Source organism: Clavibacter michiganensis (assembly GCF_016907085.1).
In the GTDB taxonomy this organism is placed as follows: Bacteria; Actinomycetota; Actinomycetes; order Actinomycetales; family Microbacteriaceae; genus Clavibacter; species Clavibacter michiganensis_O.
Genome location: NZ_JAFBBJ010000001.1, coordinates 357,663 through 378,286, shown reverse-complemented (window position 1 = coordinate 378,286; position 20,624 = coordinate 357,663). Strand labels below are relative to the sequence as shown.

Genomic DNA, 20,624 nt, shown 5'->3' with positions numbered 1-20,624 from the left:
TCAGGCCTCCTGTCCGACGGCGGCGGCCTGGCGGATGGACGCGGCGTCGACGACGCCGTCCTCCTGCAGGTCCCACGGGCTCGAGAGCGTGCCGCGGATAGCGGTGGCGGCGGCCACGAGCGGCGACACGAGGTGCGTCCGCCCGCCCTTGCCCTGGCGGCCCTCGAAGTTCCGGTTGCTCGTGGACGCGCAGCGCTCGCCCGGCGCGAGCTGGTCGGGGTTCATGCCGAGGCACATGGAGCAGCCGGCGAAGCGCCACTCGGCGCCGAAGTCGGTGAAGACCTTGTCGATGCCCTCGGCCTCTGCCTCGAGCCGCACGCGCGCGCTGCCCGGGACGACCATCACGCGGACGCCCTCGGCCTTGGTGCGGCCGCGCACGATCTCGGCGGCGGCGCGCAGGTCCTCCACGCGGCTGTTGGTGCAGGAGCCGATGAACACGGTGTCGACGGCGATCTTCTTCATGGGGGTGCCGGGGGCGAGGTCCATGTAGGCGAGGGCGCGCTCGGCGGCGGCGCGCTCGTTCGGGTCGGCGACGGCCGCGGGATCCGGGACGGGCTCGCTGAGCGAGACGCCCTGGCCGGGGTTGGTGCCCCACGTGACGAACGGCTCGAGCGTGTCGGCGTCGAGGAAGACCTCGGCGTCGAAGACGGCGTCGTCGTCGGTCGCGAGGGTGTCCCAGTAGGCCACGGCCTCGTCCCAGTCCGCGCCGGTCGGCGCGTGCGGGCGGCCCTCGAGGTAGTCGTAGGTGGTCTGGTCGGGGGCGACCATGCCGGCGCGAGCACCGGCCTCGATCGACATGTTGCAGATCGTCATCCGGCCCTCCATGGAGAGCGAGCGGATGGCGCTGCCGCGGTACTCGAGCACGTAGCCCTGCCCGCCGCCCGTGCCGATCTGCGCGATGACCGCGAGGATGATGTCCTTCGCCGTGACGCCGGGGCGCAGCGTGCCCTCGACCGTGACGGCCATGGTCTTGAACGGCTGGAGCGGCAGCGTCTGGGTCGCCATGACGTGCTCGACCTCGCTCGTGCCGATGCCGAACGCCATCGCGCCGAACGCGCCGTGCGTGGACGTGTGCGAGTCGCCGCAGACGACCGTGATGCCCGGCATCGTGAGGCCGAGCTGCGGGCCCACGACGTGCACGATGCCCTGCTCGATGTCGCCCAGCGAGTGCAGCCGGATCCCGAACTCCTCGGCGTTCTTGCGGAGGGTGTGGATCTGCGTGCGGCTCGTGAGGTCGGCGATCGGCTGGTCGATGCCGACGGTCGGCGTGTTGTGGTCCTCGGTCGCGATGGTGAGGTCCGGGCGGCGCACGGGGCGGCCGGCGAGACGGAGGCCGTCGAAGGCCTGCGGGCTGGTGACCTCGTGCACGAGGTGGAGGTCGATGTAGAGGAGGTCGGGCGTCCCGTCCTCCCCCTCGGCGACCAGGTGGTCGGCCCACACCTTCTCGGCCAGGGTCTTCGCAGGCTGCACGGCTCTCCTCATGGCAGTGGCGCGAGGGTCCCCACGCGCATCATGGGAGTCTAACGCCGGGTGCCCACGGCTATTCCTCAGGCGGTGGGCGCGCCCGCCGACCCGTCGTCGAGCGGCTCCTCGTCGGCGCGGGCCTCGATCACCACGACGGTGACGTTGTCCCGGCCGCCGGAGGCCAGCGCCTGCGCGACCAGCGCGTCCGCCGCACGGTCGACGCCGCCGCCGTCCGCGCGCGCGAGCTGGAGCACGCCGGAGATCGCCTGGTCGTCGAGCTCCTTGGTCAGCCCGTCGGAGCAGATGAGGAACACCTGGTGATCGACGACCGGCAGCAGCCACTCGTCCGCGGCGACCTCGTCGTGGGACCCGACGGCCCGCGTGATGAGGTTCCGCACCGGGCTCCGCTCGGCCTCCGCGCGCGTCATGCGGCCCTGGTCGACGAGCTCCTGCACGGCCGAGTGGTCGATCGTCACCTGCTCGAGGCGGCCGTCCGTCCAGGCGTAGACGCGCGAGTCGCCGACGTTGAAGACCATCCAGAGCGGGTCGCCGGCGTCCGAGCGCACGAGCGCGACGCCCGCGAGCGTGGTGCCGGCCACGGTGCCGGGCGGGTCATCGCCCGTGATGAGGTCGCCGATCGCGTCGTTGGAGGCGTCGACCGCCTCGACGATGAGGTCGCGCGTGACGGGGGCGTCGCCGGACAGGCCGCCGAAGGTCTCCACGAGGGTCGCGCTCGCGCGGTCGCCGAACGCGTGCCCGCCCATCCCGTCGGCGACGAGCCAGACGGGCGGGTCGGCGAGGAGGCCGTCCTCGTTCACGGCGCGCACGCTGCCGACGTCCGTCCGCGCGGCCCAGCTGACGTGGATGCGCCGCCCGCCGAGCGCGATGGTGCGCGCCTCGGTCATCGCGCGTCCCGGTCGTCGCCGCCGCGCTCCACGGAGGCGGCGTCGGCGTCGGGGCTCGTCACGGGGATCCCGTCGGCGCGCATCTTGATGAGGCTGGCGACGGTGGCGACCACCATCGAGGCGAGGATGACGACGAGGCTCACGATGGTCGGGATCTCGGGCGCCCACTCGATGCCCTCGCCGCCGTTGACGAACGGCAGCGTGTTCTCGTGCATCGCGTGCAGCACGAGCTTCACGCCGATGAAGAAGAGGATGAACGCGATCCCGTACTTGAGGTACACGAGCCGGTCGAGCAGGCCGCCCAGCAGGAAGTAGAGCTGGCGGAGGCCCATGAGGGCGAAGATGTTCGCGGTGAAGACGATGAACGGCGACTCGGTGATGCCGAATATCGCGGGGATCGAGTCGAGCGCGAAGATCAGGTCGGTGGTGCCGATCGACACGAACACGATGACCATGGGCGTGAGCACCTTGCGGCCGTCGATCACGGTGCGCACCTTCGCGCCGTCGAAGTCGGGGGCGATCTTGAGTCGCCGGCGGAGGAACTTGATGAAGAGCGAGTCCTCGCTCTCCTCGTCCTCGTCGCCTATGGCCTGCTTGATCGCCGTGTAGAGCAGGAACGCGCCGAAGATGTAGAAGATCCAGCTGTAGCTCTCGATGAGCTCGGCGCCCAGCAAGATGAAGATCCCGCGCAGCACCAGCGCGATGATGATGCCCACCATGAGCACCTCCTGCTGGTACTTCCGGGGCACGCTGAACCGGCTCATGATGATGACGAAGACGAACAGGTTGTCGATGCTGAGGCTGTACTCCGTCAGCCACCCCGCCAGGAACTGGCCCGCGTGCTCGCCGCCCGCGACGAACAGCATGATGACCGCGAACACCAGCGCGAGGCCCACGTAGAAGGCGACCCAGAGGGCCGACTCCTTCGTCGACGGGACGTGCGGGCGCCGGTAGACGATCAGCAGGTCGGCGACGAGGACGAGGACGAGCACCGTCAGCGAGATGATCTCGAACGGGAGGGGGAGGACCAGGGGCACGCGGAGGCTTTCTGCAGCACGGGAACGGCACGGACATGCCTCGACGAAACTACATGGCGGCCGACGGGTTGTTCACAATTCCCCCATCCGGGGCATCCGGCCGTCGGCCCGCGGTTACGGTGGTCGCTCATGACACGAGAGGGACGCCCCATGTCCGTACTGGCGAACGAGCTCGATGCACCCGACCACGGCGGGGAGGACACCGGACCCCGGCGTCGCGGCCCCCGCACCTCGGGTGATGCCCGGGCCAGCATCATCGAAGCGGCCCGCATGCTCTTCATCGAGTCCGGCGCCGACCGCGTGAGCGCCCGCCGCATCGCCGCGGCCGCCGGGGTCGACCCGAGCCTCGTCCGCTACTACTTCGGCTCGCTCGAGGCCCTGCTCGAGGAGGCGCTGCGCCCCTCGGAGGACCTCATCGCCCCGTACCTCCGGCTGCGGGAGCTGCCCATCGAGGAGCGGGGCGCCGCCCTCGTCGAGGCGGCCCTCCACACGTGGGAGCACCCGGTCGGATCCACCATCATGCGCTGGGTCACCGTCTCGTCGGACCACGACAGCGCCGCCTACCGCCGGTTCGCCGAGGCCGCGCCGCAGCACTGGATGAGCGCCCTCCCCGAGGGCATCCCGCAGGATGAGGCCGACATCCGCAACTCCCTGGTGGGCGCGGCGCTCGGCGGCATCGCCATCACCCGCTACATCTGGCGGAGCGAGCCCATCGCGAGCATGTCCCGCGAGACGGTCGTCGCGCTCCACGGGCCCGTGGTGCAGGGGTTCCTCACCGGCCCCCTGCCCGAGGTGCCGGTCGCGGCGCCCCTGCCCGCGGCCTGACGACGGCGGGACCCGACCCCGGAGCGGATGTCGGTCAGCCCCGGTCGGTGAGCTCCTCGCGGACCGCGAGCGGCTTCCGCATGAGCTTGTGCGGGGCCGCCTGGGCCACGGGCTTCAGGGTGAGCAGGTCCACGTTCACGTGCGGCGGCAGCTCCACGGCGTGCACGATGGCCTCGGCCACGTCCTCCGCCGTCAGCGGTCCGGGCACGCCGTCGTACACCGCGTCGGCCTTCGCGCGGTCGCCGCCGAAGCGCACGAGCGAGAACTCCTCCGTGCGCACCTGGCCCGGCGCGATCTCGATCACGCGGATGGGCTCCCCCGCGAGCTCCAGGCGGAGCACGCCGAGCATCGCGTGCACCGCGGCCTTGGCGGCGTTGTAGCCGCCGCCGCCCTCGTAGGGCACGTGCGCGGCGATCGAGCTCACGGTCACGACGTCGGCGCTGCCGCCCGCGGGCACGCCGGCGCGGAGGAGCGGCAGGAGAGCGCTCGTCACGCGCTGCACGGCGAGCACGTTGATCTCGTACATCCAGGCCCAGTCCTCCGCCGAACCGCCCTCGACGGAGTCGGTGCCGACGGCTCCCCCGGCGTTGTTCACGAGCGCGTGCACGTCGCCCGTCTCGCGGAGGTGGTCGCGGAGCGCGTCGACGTCGGCCTGCACGGTGAGGTCGGCGACCGCATACGTGGCCCCGGTCTCCTCGGCGAGCGCGCGCAGGCGGTCCTCGCGGCGGGCGACGCCGACGACGTCCCACCCCCGGCTCCGGAACAGGCGGACGGTGGCGGCGCCGATCCCCGAGCTCGCACCCGTGACGACGACCCTCTTGGCTGTGGACATGACCCCAGCGTAGGGAACGCGGATGGCCGCGGGTTACGCCGCGAGACGGGCCCGCGTTGACCGGTCGCCTCGCCGATTCCTACAGTCGGGGAGCGCCCGCACGGGCGGCACCGACGCACGAGGGAAGGCACGACGATGAGCGACCACGACGAGGACAGGGCAGCGGGCTGGCGCTTCGAGACGCAGCAGATCCACGCGGGAGCGGCCCCCGATCCCGTCACCCACGCGCGTGCCACGCCCATCTACCAGACGACGTCCTACGTGTTCGACGACTCCCAGCACGCGCAGGACCTCTTCGCGCTGGCGCAGCCGGGCAACATCTACACGCGGATCATGAACCCGACGCAGGCCGTCGTCGAGGAGCGCGTCGCCGCCCTGGAGGGCGGATCGGCCGCGCTGCTCGTCGCATCCGGGCAGTCGGCCTCGACGTTCGCGGTCCTCAACATCGCGCAGGCGGGCGACCACATCGTCTCGAGCTCGTCGATCTACGGCGGCACCTACAACCTCTTCAAGTACACGCTCGCGAAGCTCGGGATCGAGACGACCTTCGTGGAGGACCAGGACGACCCGGCTGCATGGGCCCGGGCCGTGCGCCCGAACACCAAGCTGTTCTTCGCGGAGACGATCGGGAACCCGCGCATCAACATCCTCGACATCCGCGCCGTCGCCGACCAGGCGCACCAGGCGGGCGTCCCGCTCATCGTCGACAACACGATCGCGACGCCGTACCTCATCCGCCCGTTCGAGCACGGCGCGGACGTCGTGGTGCACTCGGCGACGAAGTTCCTCGGCGGCCACGGCACGGTCATCGGCGGCCTCGTCGTGGACGGGGGCCGCTTCCCGTGGTCCGAGCACGGCGAGCGTTTCCCCGGCCTCACGACGCCCGACCCCTCGTACCACGGCGTCACGTACACCGAGGCGGTCGGCGACGGCGTCGCGTACATCACCAAGGCGCGCGTGCAGCTGCTGCGCGACCTCGGCGCGTCCATCGCCCCGGCGAGCGCCTGGCAGCTCATCCAGGGCATCGAGACGCTGAGCCTCCGGATCGAGCGGCACGTGCAGAACGCGCAGGCGGTCGCGGAGTGGCTCGACGCGCACGAGGACATCGCGGACGTCTACTACGCGGGCCTGCCGACGAGCCCCTCCTACGCCGCCGCGAACCGGTACGCGCCGCGCGGCGTGGGCGCCGTCCTCTCCTTCGAGCTGAAGGGCGGGGTGGACGCCGGGCGCGCGCTCGTCGACTCGCTGCAGCTGTTCAGCCACCTGGCGAACATCGGGGACGTGCGGAGCCTCGTCATCCACCCGGCGTCGACCACCCACGCGCAGCTGACGCCGGAGCAGCAGCTGACGGCGGGCGTCACGCCGGGACTCGTCCGCCTCTCGGTCGGGCTCGAGAGCATCGACGACATCATCGAGGACCTCGCAGCCGGGCTCCGCTCCGCGCGGGCCGTCAAGGACGGCGCCGCGGTCGCCTCGCTCTCGGGCGCCCGCCCGAGCCGGGCGTAACACTCGGGCGCGCGTCCGGCTCGGGTGCTTCACTGATCGCGATGGACTGGCAGACACCCGAGGACACCGTCCCGTCGAGCCTCGTGACGGACGCGCAGATCCGCTCCCTGATCGGCCGCCCGCCCGCGTCGGGCGCGTGGCGCGAGGGCGACCCCGTCGCCGACCGCCTGTTCGCGCAGGTGGGCGGCATCGATCTGGAGGCGGGCGGCCGGATCCCCTCCGTGCGGGTCGCGTACGAGACCTTCGGCGAGCGCGCCCCGGACGGACGCAACGCCGTGCTGGTGCTGCACGCGCTCACGGGCGACAGCCACCTCCGCGGGCCAGCGGGTCCCGGGCAGCCGACGGGCGGGTGGTGGTCGGGCATCGTGGGGCCGGGCCTCGCGATCGACACCGACCGCTGGTTCGTCGTGGCCCCCAACATGCTGGGCGGCTGCCAGGGCACGACCGGTCCCGCCTCCCTCGCGCGCGACGGCGCCGAGTGGGGCGCCCGGTTCCCCTACATCACCATCCGCGACCAGGTCCGGGTGCAGGCCGCCCTCGCGGACGCGCTCGACATCGACGTGTGGGCGGCGGTCGTCGGCGGGTCCATGGGCGGGATGCAGGCGCTCGAGTGGGGCGCGGGGTTCCCCGACCGGATGCGCCGGCTCGCCGTCCTCGCGGCTCCCGCCATCGCGAGCGCCGACCAGATCGCTCTCAACTCGGTGCAGGCCGAGGCGATCCGGATGGATCCCGCCTACCGCGACGGCGACTACCTCGACGCGGCCGACGGCGACGGCCCGCACCGCGGCCTCGCGCTCGCGCGCCGCATGGCGCTGCTCAACTACCGGAGCCCGGACGAGCTGAACCAGCGCTTCTCCCGCTCCTGGCAGAGCGGCATCAGCCCGATGGGCGACGAGGGCCGCTACGCCGTGGAGTCGTACCTCGACTTCCACGGCAACAAGTTCACCCGGCGCTTCGACGCGACCAGCTACATCCGCCTCATCGACGCGATGAGCTCGCACGACGTGGGCCGCGACCGCGGCGGCGTGGAGGCGGCGCTCGCGCGGGTGCGGGCCGCGACCCTCGTGGTCGGGATCGACAGCGACCGGCTGTTCCCCGTGCCGGACCAGCAGCGCATCGCGCAGGCCGTGCCCGGGTCGATCGACGGCGGCGAGGTCGTCGTGATCTCCTCCGACTACGGTCACGACGGGTTCCTCATCGAGAACGAGGCCGTGGGCCGCGAGCTCGCCCGCCTGCTCGACACCCCCGTCTAGGAGCGCCCCAGTCCGGGGGTGAGTTCCGCGTGCGGCATCGCCCGGGACATCATGCGTTCCTATGCTTCCCCTGGGAGCACGCTGCCGCCTCCGGGCACCGGCGTACGAGGGGAGCACCGATGAGCCGACGTCCGCTGCACGCGACGGGCCAGGGCCAACGGGTCCGCGTGGCGCTGGTCGACGACCACGTCCTCCTGCTCGACGGCCTGAGCGCCCGGCTCTCCCGTCCCCGCACGGGCGTCGAGGTGGTCGCGACCTCCCCCACCTGGAACGGGCTCGTGCGCGACGACCGCTTCCCGGAGGCGTTCGACGTCGTCGTCCTCGACCTCGCGCTCCGCGACGAGGTCCCGGTCGCTCAGAAGATCCGCACGCTCACGGGCGCCGGCCTCACGTCCGTGCTGCTGAGCACGCACGCCGACCCGTCGACGATCCACGGCGCCATGCGCGCGGGCGCGTCCGCCGTGGTGCCCAAGGCCGAGTCGTCGGAGGAGCTGATCGCCAGCATCCACGCGGCCGCCGACGGGACGCCCCGGCAGAGCGCGCTCGTGCAGCAGGCGATGCAGGACTTCCACGCCGAGGAGGACCCGCGGCTCGGACAGCAGGAGCAGCGCGCGCTCGTGCTCTACGCGGGCGGGCGGTCGATCCGCGACGTGGCGGAGGCGATGAGCACGACGGAGGAGACCGTCAAGTCGTACATCAAGCGGGGACGCCGCAAGTACCTGCACGCGGGCACGGACCTCGGGACCAAGCTCCTGCTGCGGCGTCACGCGATCCGCCACGGCTGGATCGCGCCGGAGTAGGACACCGTCCGGTCGGATCCGGCCCGCGGCGAGCGGGCGATCCTACGACATGTGGACAATCGCCCCGCCCGGTGACGCCCGCGTGCCAGGCGCGTCACGGACGCGCCTAGGATCGGAGGCACACCGAGCGCACGCCACCGGCGTCGGCGCACTCCGAGCGGGGACCCGATGGATCGCATGAAGCGCGAGCGCGAGCGCCTGCTGCAGCGGACCGCACGCGTCTACGGCCTCAGCTTCACCGCGGTCGCGGCCGCGTGCATCCTGCTGCCGGGCGAGATCCCGGTGCCCGCGGCGGCCGGCAGCGTCGCGCTCCTCGCCGTCCTCGCCGTCGCCCAGTGGCGGATCGGGACCGACGCGCGCGTGAGGTGGATGGTCGTGGTGATCGTCGCCGGCATCGCGGCCATGGTCGTCGCCCAGCTCGGCGGGCGCTCGGCGTCGTCGCTCACCGCGCTCACCCACGTCTCCGTGGGCGCCGTCGGGTCGCTCGCCCTCCTCGAGACCATCCGCCCGGGCCGGCTCCGCGTCGTGGCGGCCGCCTTCGTGCTCACCAGCGTCGTCGCGGTCGGGGCCTCCTGGGACACCGCGGGCTTCCCCTACGTCGTGCTCGTGCACGTGTTCGGCTGGATGCTCGCCGGCATCCTCGGCTACTGGCTGAGCGTGGCCGTGCACCGGGTCGGTCGCCGCATCACCGACATCGGGCGCGCCCACCGCGCCGAGCGCATGGCGAGCGAGCTGGAGGCCCAGCGACGCCAGGGCGCGCGGCTCCTGCACGACACCGTGCTCGCCACCCTCACCCTCCTCGCGCACTCCGGGGTCGGCGTGACCCCGCAGGCCATGCGCCAGCAGGCGGCCGACGACGCGCGCCTCCTGCGCCAGCTCCGCCTGGGCGCGAACCCCACCCCGCAGGCGTCGGGCGGCTACACCCTCGAGCCCGTGGAGCAGTCCGTGCTCGGCAACACGCTGGAGTCGGTCAAGCAGCGCTTCGGGCGGATGGGCCTCGAGGTCAGCTGGCACGGCACCGGCCAGGTCCTGCTGCCGAGCGACATCCTCGACGCCTTCCTCCTCTCGCTCGCGGAGTGCCTGGAGAACGTGCGGCGGCACGCGGGCGTCACCGAGGCGCACGTCACCATCACCGACGACGACACCACCGTCCGCGCCATGGTCACCGACGCCGGCGTCGGCTTCGACCTCGCGCACGTGGACCAGGCGAAGCTCGGCTTCAAGGAGTCGGTCGTCGCGCGCCTCACGGACGTGGGCGGCAACGCCCGGCTGTTCTCCTCCCCCGGATCCGGGACGACGGTCGTCCTCGAGGTGCCGAAGTGACCGGCCGCGTGGAGGCCGCCGCGCCGCCCCGCACGAGCCGCCGGATCCGCCTCCCCGCGGGCACGCCGGCGCAGCCCATGTCCATCGGCCTCGGGTACATGGGCGCCGGATCCGCCGTCGTCTGCGCCATCGCCATGGGATACGGCCTCGTCCGCTTCGCGCTCGACTACCGGATCATGCCGTCGCCCGGGCTCACGGCGACCGCGTGGATCCTGCTGGTCGCCCTCCTCGCCGCCGTCGTCGTCGCGATCCGCGCCCTCCGCGACCGGATGCCCGGCCCGCTCATGGCGGTCTTCGTCGGCGGACTGGGCATCGTCGTCGCGCTCGACCTCGTGGCGGTGTGGCCCCTCGGCGACGTGATGCAGCACGCCACGGCGGGCATCGCCGCCGGCGCCGCGCTCCTCACGTCGGTCACGTACCGGCCGGCCCGCGAGGTGCTGGCGGTGGACGTCGCCCTGGGCGTGGTGCTCCTCGCCGTGTTCCTGTTCTCGGATCCCGTGCGGCCCGCCGACCTCGCCCCCGAGATCTCCGCCATCGCCCGCGCGGTCGTGCCCGCGGCGTTCGGCGTGGCGGTCGTCCGCGGCTTCCGCCGCCTGACCGAGATGGAGCTGGACCGCGTGCTCGTGCAGAGCACCGTCTCCGCGCCGCGCTACGCCGTCGGCATGATGGCGTCCGAGGAGCTGGCGCGCCTGGACCTCGCGGCCGAGCAGCTCCTCGACGACGTCGCGAACGCGCGGGAGCCGCTCCCGCTGTCGCCCCTCGCCGCCTCGACGGCCGCGTCGCTCGCGACCGAGCTGCGGCTGCACCTCATCGAGGGACGGCGCGAGACGTGGCTGCACCATGCCATCACGGAGTCGGAGTTCCTCGGCCCCGACGTCACGCTCAGCGACCCGAGCGCCCTCGCGGGCCTCCTCGACCGCCGCCAGCGCGACGGGCTGCTGTCGGCGGTCTGGCTCCTGCTCACCTCCACCGAGCGGCGCAACGGCGTGCCCGAGGTCTCGGTGCAGCTCGCGCTCGGACCGCTCCGGGGACGGGCGCCCGGCGCGCAGCCGGTGCCGCTCCGCCGCGCCGTCGTGCCCATCGTCGTCACGACGACCGGGCTCCCGCGGACGCGACTGGATCCCTCGACGTGGGATGCTATCGACAAGGTCGGCACGCACACCGAGAGCACGCGCGGGCCGAGCCTCCTCATCACCATCGACTGCGTAGTGGACAACCCCGCCGACCGGTGAGGGCCCCGCACAAGGACCGGAGAGCACGTGTCAGCTGAGAACCGACCGATCACCCTCGCCATCGTGGACGACCACAGGATGCTGCTCGGGGCCCTGACCGAGTGGATCCGCAACGCCGCGTCCGACATCGAGATGGTCGCCGCCGTGTCCACGTGGCCGGATCTGCTGACGCATCCGCGGTTCCCCGTCGACGTCGTGCTCCTCGACCTCGACCTCAAGGACAACCTGCCTATCTCGCTGAAGATCGCCACGCTGAAGACCACCGGCGTCAAGACCGTGCTGATGAGCACCTACTCGGAGCCCAACGTCGTGCGCGAGGCGCTGGCCTCGGGCGCGCTCGGCTACCTCGTGAAGAGCGAGGACGCGAGCATGATCGTCGACGCGATCCGCCTCGCCGCCGACGGCCAGTCGTACATCTCCGCCGAGCTCGACCTGGCGATCAACAGCACCGACGTCGGCGGCGTGCCGAAGCTCAGCGCGCAGGAGCGCCGGGTCATGGCGCTCTACGGCGGCGGCGAGCCCGTCAAGTCGGTCGCCTACAGCCTCGGCATCTCCGAGGAGACGGCCAAGTCGTACCTCAAGCGGATCCGCGAGAAGTACCGCGTCGCGGGGTTCGACGTGGGCACCAAGGTGGCGCTGCGGAAGCGGGCGATCCAGGACGGCATCCTGCTCCAGGGCGAGTAGCCGGACGGGCCGCGGGCCGTGCCCGCGGCTCAGCCGCCGAGCGCGATCGGCTGCGTGGTGGGCCGTCCGCCGTCCGCCGCCCGGCGGGATGCGCGTCGGTGCCGGTCGAGGCCGAAGCTCGCCAGCGCGATGAGGAGGCCGGCCACGCTGAGCCCCACGCCCACGAGCGCCGGCGACGTGTAGCCGAGCCCCGCCGCGACCGTCACGCCGCCGAGCGCCGCGCCGACCGCGTTGCCGGTGTTGAGCGCCGAGTGGTTGAGCGCCGCGGCGATGGACTGCGAGTCGTGCGCGACATCCATCAGCCGGATCTGGATCCCGGGCGACAGCGCCGCCGCCGACCCGCCGATGAGGAACAGGAACGCGAAGAGCCCCACGGGGTTCGACGCGGTGAGCACCAACCCCACGAGCGACGCGATCAGGAGCCCGAAGAGCGAGAGCAGGGCCGCCTTCACGTCCCGGTCCGCCCACCATCCACCCGCGAGGTTGCCGACCGTCATGCCGAGTCCGACGACCACGAGCGCGAGCGGCACCGACCACTCGGGCAGCCCCGTCACCTCCGTGACCATGGGCGAGACGAACGTGTAGACGGCGAAGAAGCCCCCGAAGCCGATCGCGCCGATGAGGAGCGCGAGCCAGACCTGCAGGCGCGTGAACGCGCGTAGCTCGCGCCGCAGCGTGGCCTCGGGGTTCCCGTCCTGCGCCGGCACGGCCAGGAAGACGGCCACGAAGGTGGCGGCGAAGATCGCGGCGACCACGAGGTAGGCGACGCGCCAGCCCGCGTTCTGCCCGATCCACGTGACGATGGGCACGCCGATGACGTTGGCGATGGTGAGCCCGGCGAGCACGAAGGCGACGCCCCGGGCCCTCTTGCCCTCCCCCATGAGCTGCGCCGCGACGAGCGACGCGATCCCGAAGTAGGCGCCGTGCGGCAGGCCCGCGACGAAGCGGGCCACGACGACGAGGCCGAAGCTCGGGAGGATCGCGCTGAGGACCGTGCCGAGCGTGAAGGCGAGCAGCAGCCACAGCAGGAGCTTCCGCCGCGGCGCTCGGGCCGACGCGGCGGCGATGGTGGGCGCGCCCACCACGACGCCGAGGGCGTAGGCGCTGATCAGCGTGCCGGCCTGCGCATTGGCGGCCTCCGCGGAGCGCGCGGCCACCTCGGGCAGCAGGTCGGAGGCCAGCTGCGGCAGCAGCCCCATGGCGACGAACTCGGTGGTGCCGATGGCGAACCCGCCCATCGCGAGGGCGAGCAGGGCGATGCGGATGCGGGCCGGCGACAGGGTCGCCCGCCCGGAGGAGGGGGGATTCACCCGACGAGCCTACCGGCGGTCGGGATCCGGCTCCGGCATCGTGCCGGGCGTCAGGAGTCGGTGCCGCGTGCCTCGATCGCCTGCTCGAGGCGGTCGAGCTTGCCCGTCAGCTCGCCCTCGTAGCCGGGTCGGATGTCCGCCTTCAGCACGAGCGACACGCGCGTGCCGAAGGGCGCGACGGCCTCGGTCGCCCGGCGCACGACGTCGAAGACCTCGTCCCAGTCGCCCTCGATCGTGGTGAACATGGCGTCGGTGCGGTTCGGCAGGCCGGAGGCGCGGACCACGGCCACCGCGGCGGCCACGGCGTCGTGCACGGAGGCGTCGGGCGCGTCGCCCCCGCTGGGTGCGACGGAGAAGGCGACGAGCATGGGGACCCCCGGGGTTCGACGGCGGCGGTGCTCCGGGCGGCGCCCGGCCGGCGTCCGGCTGTGCGCCCAGGGTACCGACGCCGCGGCTGCCTGTGGACGGAGGCCGACGCGTCCGTCCCCGCCCCGCGAGACTCGCCAAGTACTTGAAAGTTCAAAGGCCGGGTGGGCCGGAGCGTCCACCCGCATCGCACCGGAGGAGCAGCGCCATGGACAAGAAGACGAAGATCACCATCGGGGTCGCGGGCGGCGTGGTCATCCTCGTCGGCGCCTTCGCGGCGTTCGGCGGACCCATCTACAAGCAGCTGGCGGGCACGCCCGACGCCGCCCCCACCCTCGCGTCGACCCCCGCGGCGGGCGGCGCGGTCGGCGATCTGTCCGGCGACTGGACCGTCGGCGGGTCCTCCTACGCCGGCTACCGCGTCGACGAGGTGCTCAACGGCACGCCCGTCACCGTCAACGGCCGGACGGACGCCGTCACGGGCGACATCACGGTCGCGGGATCGCAGGTCACGAAGGGCACGATGACGGTCGACGTGACCAAGATCCACACGGACCAGCCGCCGCGCGACGCCTACTTCCAGAACGAGGCCATGAAGACGGGCGACTTCCCGACCGCCACCTTCACGCTCACGCAGCCGATCGCGGCCGACGGCGTCGAGTCCGGCGTCCCGGCGACGTACGACGTGACCGGCGACCTCACGCTCCACGGCGTGACGAAGAGCGTGACCGCGCAGATGCAGGCGAGCTTCACGTCCGACGGCGGGCAGATCGTGGGCTCGATCCCCATCACGTTCCAGGACTTCGGCGTGCAGGCGCCGAGCCTCGGCTTCGTGACGGTCGAGGACCACGGCTCCGTCGAGTTCTCGCTCGACGTCGCCAAGGCCTAGGCGCCGGATCCCGCCAGCGTCTCCCGCACGGCCCTCGGCATCGCCTCGGCGACGTCGAGGGCCGTGATCGGTCCGCCGCCGGACGCGATGCCGCCCGCGCGGCCGTGCAGCCAGGCGGCGGCCGCGGCGACGTCGGCGAGGCCCGCGAGCGGATCCGCCGCGTCGGCGATCCGCGCGGACGCCCCCGCGACCAGCGCCCCGAGCACGCCGCCCAGGACGTCGCCCGAGCCCGCCGTCGAGAGCCACGGCGTCCCGGCGCGCACCGCGACGCGCGTCCCGCCGCCGACCACGTACGTGGTCGCGCCCTTGAGCAGGACGCACACGCCGAGCTCCCGCGCCGCCCGCTCGGCCCAGCCCGGGGCGTCCGCCACGATGTCCTCCGCCGAGGCCTCGATGCCGGCGCCGTCGAGCAGCCGCGACAGCTCGCGGAAGTGGGGCGTGACGACCACCGGACCCGTCGCGTGGCCGACCAGGTCGAGCGCGCCGGCGTCGACGACCGCGGGCAGGCCCTGCTCGAGAGCGGCGACGATCGCGTCGGTCGCGGCGTCGTCGCGGTGCGCCCGGTCCATGCCGGATCCGACGAGCCATGCCTGCACGCGGCCGTCCGCCGTGACGACCTCGGGGCGGCGGGCGAGCACGGAGGCGGACGCGCCCGCGGTCCCGAGGTAGCGGATCATGCCGACGCCCGTGCGCGCGGCCGCCTCGACGCCGAGGACCGCGGCACCCGGGTAGCGGTCGGAGCCCGTGCGGACGCCGAGCACGCCGCGCGTGTACTTGTCGTCGTCGTCCTGCGGGAGGCGGATCGCCCGGCGGGTCCGTTCGGCGTCCTGCCGGATCCAGCCGTCGGGTGCGTGGTCGTCGTGCGCGTCGCTCATGCCCTCACGATAGGCGCGCGGGAATGCCGCGGCCGCGCCGGGCCTTGGGACCATGAGGCCGCCGTCGCCCTCCGCCCGTCCCCGCGCGCCGCGCCTCCCTCGAGGGATCCGCGCCGCCGCCCGCCTGGAAGGATCCCCATGACCACGTCCCCGCTCTTCGAGCCGATCACCGTCCGCGGCGTCACCGCACGCAACCGCATCTGGGTCGCACCGATGTGCCAGTACAGCATCGACGCGCGCGACGGCATCCCGGGCGCGTGGCACCTCGCGCACCTGGGCTCGTTCGCGCGCGGCGGCGCCGGGCTCGTGATGGCCGAGGCCACGGGCGTCAGCCCCGAGGCGCGCATCACGCCCGAGGACACCGGCATCTGGGACGACGCGCAGCGCGACGCGTGGAAGCCGATCGTCGACTTCATCCACGAGATGGGCTCGGTCGCCGCGATCCAGCTCGCGCACGCCGGCCGCAAGGCGTCCACCTACTCGTTCTCGGGCCGCGGCACCATGCCCGCCGAGGAGGGCGGCTGGGAGACGGTCGCCCCGTCGGCCGAGCCCTTCCCTGGCTACGGCACGCCCGTGGCGCTCGACGCCGACGGGATCCGCAAGGTCGTCGACGACTTCGCCGCGGCCGCCCGCCGGGCGGTCGACGCGGGCTTCGACGTACTCGAGCTCCACGCCGCGCACGGCTACCTCCTGCACCAGTTCCTCTCGCCCCTCAGCAACCACCGCGACGACGAGTTCGGCGGCAGCCTGGAGAACCGGGCGCGCCTGCTCCTCCAGGTGATCGACGCCGTGCGCGCCGAGGTGCCCGACGTGCCGCTGCTGGTGCGCTTCTCCGCCACCGACTGGGCGGGCGACGCCGGATGGGACGAGCAGCAGACCGCGACCGTCGCCGGCTGGGCCGCCGAGCACGGCGCCGACTTCTTCGACATCTCCACGGGCGGGAACACCACGGGCGTCACGATCCCCGTCGCGCCCGGCTACCAGGTGCCCTTCGCCGAGTACGTGAAGGAGCACGCGAAGGTCGCGCTCAACGCCGTGGGCCTCATCACCGAGCCCGCGCAGGCGGAGGCGGTCGTCGCCGAGGGCCGCGCGGACGCCGTGATGCTCGGCCGCGAGATGCTCCGCGACCCGCACTTCGCGCTGCGGGCCGCGCACGAGCTGGGCGTCGAGATCGACTACTGGCCCAAGCAGTACGACCGCGCGCGCTGGGCCGCCTGACCCTCCCCGCCCGACGACGACGGCCCGGCATCCCCCTGGTGTGCCGGGCCGTCGTCGTGCGCGGGCGGGTCAGACCCGACGGGTCGCGTCCTGCACCTCGCCGACGAGCTCCTCGATGATGTCCTCGAGGAACAGCACGCCCGTCGTCTCGCCCGCCTCGGTGAAGGCGCGCGCGAGGTGGGCGCCGGAGCGGCGCATCATCGCGAGGGCGTCCTCGAGCTCGGTGCCCTCGAAGACCGACACCAGCTGGCGGATCCGCTTGGCCGGCACGGGCCGCACGAACTCGTCGGCCTCGTCGAGGTCGATGACGTCCTTCAGGTGCAGGTAGCCGGTCGGCTCCCCCGCCTCGTCCACGATCACGTATCGCGAGAAGCCGTGCCGGGCGACGGCGCGCTCGACCTCGGAAGGGCTCGCGGTCTCGGGCAGGCTGACCAGCGCGTCCAACGGGATCGCGATGTCCTGCACCTTCTTGCCCGTGAACTCGAACGCCGCGGTGAGCGCGCCCGTCCGGTCCTCCAGGAGACCCTCGCGCGTCGACTGGTCGACGATCCCCTGCACCTCGTCGAGCGTGAACGCGCTGGCGGCCTCGTCCTTCGGCTCGACCTTGGCCAGGCGGAGCACGGCGTTGGAGATCGCGTTGAGGGCCACGATGAGCGGCTTCACCACGCGGGCGATCCCCACGAGCGGCGGCGCGAGCAGCAGGGCCGCCCGGTCCGGCACCGAGAACGAGATGTTCTTCGGCACCATCTCCCCGAGCACCACGTGCAGGAACGAGACGATGAGCAGCGCGATGACGAACGCGATCGTCGAGATCGCCTCCTCCGGCAGCCCGGTGGCGCCCAGCGGGATCTCCAGCAGGTGGTGGATCGCGGGCTCGGACACGTTGAGGATCAGCAGCGAGCACACGGTGATGCCGAGCTGCGTCGTGGCGAGCATGAGCGTCGCGTGCTCCATCGCGAAGAGCGTGATGCGGGCGGCGCGGCTGCCCTCCTCCGCGCGCGGCTCGATCTGCGAGCGCTTCGCGGAGATGACCGCGAACTCGGCGCCGACGAAGAAGGCGTTGACGGCGAGCAGCACGATGAGCGCGATGATCCCCCCGGCGTACTCACCCACGGGACGGCTCCTTCCTCATGGCGGCGCGTTCCGCGTCCGCCTGTCGTCCGGCCTCGCGGTCGGCCTGCCGTCCGGCCTGGCGGTCCGCCTGGCGCTCGGCGCGCGTGGTGCCCACCGCGGTGGCGACGGGCTCGGGGACGGGCGTGAAGCGGATCCGGTCGATGCGCCGACCGTCGAGCCGCTCGACCCGCAGCGTGCCGGTCTCGAGCTCCAGCTCGTCGCCGACCACGGGCAGGCGGCCGAGCTCGCTCATGACGAAGCCCGCCGCGGTCTCGTACGGGCCCTCGTCCGGGATCCGGAGCCCCGTGCGCTCGAGGAGCTCGTCGGGCCGGAGCATGCCGGGGAAGGTGAGCGAGTCGCGCGAGCGGACGACGCCGGCGCGCGTGCGGTCGTGCTCGTCGGCGAGCTCGCCGACCAGCTCCTCGACCAGGTCCTCGAGCGTCGCGACCCCGGCGGTGCCGCCGTACTCGTCCACGACGACCGCCATCTGGAACCCGCGGCCGCGCAGCTCGCCGAGGAGGTCGTCGAGCTTCATGGTCTCGGGCACGCGGATCGCCTCGGACTGCAGGGCGGTCACGGGCACGAGCGCGCGCTTCTCGCGCGGCACGGCCACGGCCTGCTTCACGTGCACGAGGCCGATGACGTCGTCGACGCCGTCGTCCGTCACGGGGAAGCGCGAGTAGCCGGTGGTCATCGCCAGCTCGATGACGGTCTGCGCGCTGTCGGTGCGCTCGACCGACTTGACGCGGAGGCGCGGCGTCATGACGTCGGACGCCGTGAGGTCGGCGAAGCGCAGCGTGCGGCTGAGGAGCATCGCCGTGTCGTCCTCGAGGAGGCCCGCGAGCGCGGAGCGCCGGACGAGCGAGGACAGCTCCTCGGCGGAGCGCGCGCCCGACAGCTCCTCCTTGGGCTCGATGCCGACGAGCCGGAGGATCCCGTTCGCGCTGTTGTTGAGCAGCAGCACGGCGGGCTTGAACACCGTGGTGAACAGGGTCTGGAACGGGATGACGAGCTTGGCCGTCTCGCGCGGCAGGGCCAGCGCGAAGTTCTTCGGCACGAGCTCGCCGATGATCATCGACAGCAGGGTCGCGACGACGAGCGCCACGACGGTCGAGACCGGGGAGACGAGGCCCTCGGCGAGGCCGGCCGACGTGAGCGGACCGGCGAGGAGCAGGCTGAGCGCCGGCTCCATCGTGTACCCGGTGAGGAGCGTCGTCAGCGTGATGCCGAGCTGGGCGCTGGAGAGGTGGGTCGAGGTGATGCGGAGCGCCCGGATGGGCGGGCCGAGCCGCTTCTCGCCGCGCTCCTGGCGCTTCTCGAGATCGGAGCGGTCGAGGTTGACGAGCGCGAACTCGCTGGCCACGAAGAGGCCGGTGCCGAGGGTCAGGACGAGACCCGCGGCGAGGAGGAGCCATTCATGCACGGGGGCGGCTCCCGGGCGCCGGGCGCGCGGCCGGCTTCAGTCGGAGGGGCGCGCGCGGCGGGGGTCTATGAGCAGGAGGGGGGTCGTCCATCGTCCGTCGAGCATACCGGGGCTCACCAGCCGACCGGCAGGGGCTTGCCCTCCTCGTAGCCCGCCGCGGACTGGATCCCGACGGCGGCCCGCTCGGCGAACTCGGCCCGCGTGCGCGCCCCGGCGTACGTGAACGCGCTGCGCACCCCGGACGTGATCGTGTCGAGCAGGTCCTCGAGGCCCGGCCGGAGCGGGTCGATGCGGATCCGGCTGGTCGAGATCCCCTCCGCGAAGAGCGTCCGCCGCGCGAGCTCGAACGCCTCGCGCCGCCCGAACCGCTCCTGCACCGCGCGCGTGGACGCCATGCCCCAGCTCTCCTTGGCGAGCCCGCCGTCGTCGTCGACCAGCAGGCGGCCGGGCGACTCGACGGTGCCCGCGAACCACGATCCGATCATCACGCTCGCGGCGCCCGCGGCGAGGGCGAGCGCGACGTCCCGCGGGTACCGCACTCCCCCGTCGGCCCACACGAGCGCCCCGGCCGCGCGGGCGGCCTGAGCCGTGTCGAGCACGGCGGAGAACTGGGGCCGACCGACCGCGGTCATCATGCGCGTGGTGCACATGGCGCCGGGCCCGACGCCGACCTTGACGATGTCGGCCCCCGCCTCGACGAGGTCGCGCGCGCCCTCGGCGGTGACGACGTTGCCGGCGACGAGCGGCACGCGCGGGTCCAGTGCGCGCACGTCGCGGATCGCGCGGAGCATCGCCTCCTGGTGCCCGTGCGCCGTGTCGAGCACGAGCACGTCGACACCCGCGGCCAGCAGCGCGCGGGCGCGGCCGACGGGGTCGCCGTTGACGCCGACCGCGGCTCCCACCGCGAGGCGCCCGTGCCCGTCGAGCGCGGCCGCGTAGACGGTGGACCGCAGCGCGCTGCGCCGGCTGAGCGTGCCGACGAGGCGTCCGTGGGCGAGCACGGGCGCGAAGTCGATCCCGGCGGCGTGCATCAGCTCGAAGGCCGCGCGGCCCGTGGGCACGTCGTCGGCGTCGAGGGAGGCGAGCGCGCCGTGCGGAAGGTCGCCGAGCCGGGTGCCGTCCGGGACGCCGGCGAGCTGCGTGCCCTCGAGGCAGCCGACCATCTCGCCGTCCGCGTCGCGCAGCACGATGCCGTGGCCCGCGATGGGCGGCAGGAGCTCGCGCGCCTGGCCGGCGGTCGCGTCCGGCGGCAGCTCGAGCGGCGAGTCGTAGGCGACCGGCTGGTCCTTGACGCGGTGGATGGCGGCGTCCAGCTCCTGCGGGCGGAGGTCCTGCGGCAGGATCCCGATGCCCCCGCGCCGGGCGAGGACGGCGGCGAGCCGCGGGCCGGTGACCGAGCCCATGTTGCTCGCGACCACGGGGATGGTGCACGGCGTGCCGTCGCCGGGCGCGAGGTCGACGTCCATCCGGCTCGCGACGTCGGATCGGCCCGGGCTCAGGAACACGTCCGAGTAGGTCAGGTCATGGGCGGGAGCCTCTCCGGTGAACCTCATGCCCCGACGGTAGCCC

The 20,624-nt window shown here is 73.2% G+C and carries 19 protein-coding genes; 9 read left to right on the top strand and 10 right to left on the bottom strand.

Annotation, left to right across the window (positions count from 1 at the left end):
- The 3 genes from leuC to JOE38_RS01695 all read right to left on the bottom strand — a co-directional run bounded on the left by leuC (nucleotide 1) and on the right by JOE38_RS01695 (nucleotide 3,406).
- The gene (gene leuC, locus JOE38_RS01705; protein WP_204574590.1) at nucleotides 1-1,482 is read right to left on the bottom strand and encodes a 3-isopropylmalate dehydratase large subunit; all 1,482 of its coding nucleotides are present in this window, start codon (nucleotides 1,480-1,482) and stop codon (nucleotides 1-3) included.
- A gap of 65 nt (nucleotides 1,483-1,547) precedes the next feature.
- Nucleotides 1,548-2,369, bottom strand: a complete 822-nt coding sequence (locus tag JOE38_RS01700; RefSeq protein WP_204574589.1) for a PP2C family protein-serine/threonine phosphatase — start codon at nucleotides 2,367-2,369, stop codon at nucleotides 1,548-1,550.
- Nucleotides 2,366-3,406 (bottom strand): TerC family protein, encoded by a 1,041-nt coding sequence (locus JOE38_RS01695; protein WP_204574588.1) that lies wholly within the window; start codon nucleotides 3,404-3,406, stop codon nucleotides 2,366-2,368. The genes JOE38_RS01700 and JOE38_RS01695 overlap by 4 nt, the downstream gene beginning before the upstream one ends.
- Before the next feature lie 150 nt (nucleotides 3,407-3,556).
- On the opposite strand from JOE38_RS01695, the gene JOE38_RS01690 reads away from it, so the two are divergent.
- The gene (locus tag JOE38_RS01690) at nucleotides 3,557-4,231 is read left to right on the top strand and encodes a TetR/AcrR family transcriptional regulator (RefSeq protein WP_204574587.1); all 675 of its coding nucleotides are present in this window, start codon (nucleotides 3,557-3,559) and stop codon (nucleotides 4,229-4,231) included.
- Between the two features lie 34 nt (nucleotides 4,232-4,265).
- On the opposite strand, the gene JOE38_RS01685 is transcribed toward JOE38_RS01690, so the two are convergent.
- Complete coding sequence (locus JOE38_RS01685; RefSeq protein WP_204574586.1) at nucleotides 4,266-5,063, bottom strand: SDR family NAD(P)-dependent oxidoreductase; 798 nt, start codon at nucleotides 5,061-5,063, stop codon at nucleotides 4,266-4,268.
- A gap of 135 nt (nucleotides 5,064-5,198) precedes the next feature.
- Between JOE38_RS01685 and JOE38_RS01680 the strand changes: the two genes are divergently transcribed.
- From JOE38_RS01680 to JOE38_RS01655, 6 genes are all read left to right on the top strand, one after another.
- Nucleotides 5,199-6,569, top strand: coding sequence for a bifunctional o-acetylhomoserine/o-acetylserine sulfhydrylase (locus JOE38_RS01680; protein WP_204574585.1), 1,371 nt, complete (start codon nucleotides 5,199-5,201; stop codon nucleotides 6,567-6,569).
- Nucleotides 6,570-6,610: 41 nt separating this feature from the next.
- On the top strand, nucleotides 6,611-7,822 hold the full coding sequence (metX, locus tag JOE38_RS01675) for a homoserine O-acetyltransferase MetX (RefSeq protein ID WP_204574584.1): 1,212 nt from the start codon (nucleotides 6,611-6,613) through the stop codon (nucleotides 7,820-7,822).
- A gap of 119 nt (nucleotides 7,823-7,941) precedes the next feature.
- Entirely contained in the window at nucleotides 7,942-8,622 is a 681-nt protein-coding gene (locus JOE38_RS01670) for a response regulator transcription factor (RefSeq protein WP_204574583.1), read from the top strand.
- 168 nt (nucleotides 8,623-8,790) lie between these two features.
- Nucleotides 8,791-9,945, top strand: coding sequence for a sensor histidine kinase (locus tag JOE38_RS01665; protein WP_204574582.1), 1,155 nt, complete (start codon nucleotides 8,791-8,793; stop codon nucleotides 9,943-9,945).
- Complete coding sequence (locus JOE38_RS01660; protein ID WP_204574581.1) at nucleotides 9,942-11,177, top strand: hypothetical protein; 1,236 nt, start codon at nucleotides 9,942-9,944, stop codon at nucleotides 11,175-11,177. The genes JOE38_RS01665 and JOE38_RS01660 overlap by 4 nt, the downstream gene beginning before the upstream one ends.
- 27 nt (nucleotides 11,178-11,204) lie before the next feature.
- A complete protein-coding gene (locus JOE38_RS01655) occupies nucleotides 11,205-11,861 on the top strand; it encodes a response regulator transcription factor (protein ID WP_012038017.1) in 657 nt (218 codons plus the stop codon).
- A 29-nt stretch (nucleotides 11,862-11,890) separates the two neighbouring features.
- Here the strand turns inward: JOE38_RS01655 and JOE38_RS01650 are convergent, their stop codons facing one another.
- Nucleotides 11,891-13,171 (bottom strand): MFS transporter, encoded by a 1,281-nt coding sequence (locus tag JOE38_RS01650; protein WP_204574580.1) that lies wholly within the window; start codon nucleotides 13,169-13,171, stop codon nucleotides 11,891-11,893.
- A gap of 50 nt (nucleotides 13,172-13,221) precedes the next feature.
- Nucleotides 13,222-13,539, bottom strand: coding sequence for a thiamine-binding protein (locus tag JOE38_RS01645; RefSeq protein ID WP_204574579.1), 318 nt, complete (start codon nucleotides 13,537-13,539; stop codon nucleotides 13,222-13,224).
- A 206-nt stretch (nucleotides 13,540-13,745) separates the two neighbouring features.
- Here JOE38_RS01645 and JOE38_RS01640 point away from each other — a divergent pair, with 206 nt between their 5' ends.
- The gene (locus JOE38_RS01640) at nucleotides 13,746-14,426 is read left to right on the top strand and encodes a YceI family protein (protein WP_204574578.1); all 681 of its coding nucleotides are present in this window, start codon (nucleotides 13,746-13,748) and stop codon (nucleotides 14,424-14,426) included.
- Here the strand turns inward: JOE38_RS01640 and JOE38_RS01635 are convergent.
- A complete protein-coding gene (locus JOE38_RS01635; RefSeq protein WP_374191150.1) occupies nucleotides 14,423-15,301 on the bottom strand; it encodes an ADP-dependent NAD(P)H-hydrate dehydratase in 879 nt (292 codons plus the stop codon). The two genes, JOE38_RS01640 and JOE38_RS01635, sit on opposite strands and share 4 nt — an antisense overlap.
- A gap of 138 nt (nucleotides 15,302-15,439) precedes the next feature.
- Between JOE38_RS01635 and JOE38_RS01630 the strand changes: the two genes are divergently transcribed.
- Nucleotides 15,440-16,519, top strand: coding sequence for an NADH:flavin oxidoreductase/NADH oxidase (locus JOE38_RS01630; protein WP_204574576.1), 1,080 nt, complete (start codon nucleotides 15,440-15,442; stop codon nucleotides 16,517-16,519).
- A gap of 69 nt (nucleotides 16,520-16,588) precedes the next feature.
- On the opposite strand, the gene JOE38_RS01625 is transcribed toward JOE38_RS01630, so the two are convergent.
- From JOE38_RS01625 to JOE38_RS01615, 3 genes are all read right to left on the bottom strand, one after another.
- Complete coding sequence (locus tag JOE38_RS01625) at nucleotides 16,589-17,632, bottom strand: hemolysin family protein (protein WP_204574575.1); 1,044 nt, start codon at nucleotides 17,630-17,632, stop codon at nucleotides 16,589-16,591.
- On the bottom strand, nucleotides 17,625-19,055 hold the full coding sequence (locus tag JOE38_RS01620) for a hemolysin family protein (protein WP_204574574.1): 1,431 nt from the start codon (nucleotides 19,053-19,055) through the stop codon (nucleotides 17,625-17,627). Before JOE38_RS01620 ends, JOE38_RS01625 begins: the two co-directional genes overlap by 8 nt.
- Before the next feature lie 113 nt (nucleotides 19,056-19,168).
- Nucleotides 19,169-20,608 carry a GuaB1 family IMP dehydrogenase-related protein gene (locus JOE38_RS01615; protein WP_204574573.1) on the bottom strand — a complete coding sequence of 480 codons (1,440 nt, stop codon included), beginning with the start codon at nucleotides 20,606-20,608 and terminating at the stop codon, nucleotides 19,169-19,171.
- Between the last annotated feature and the right edge of the window lie 16 nt (nucleotides 20,609-20,624).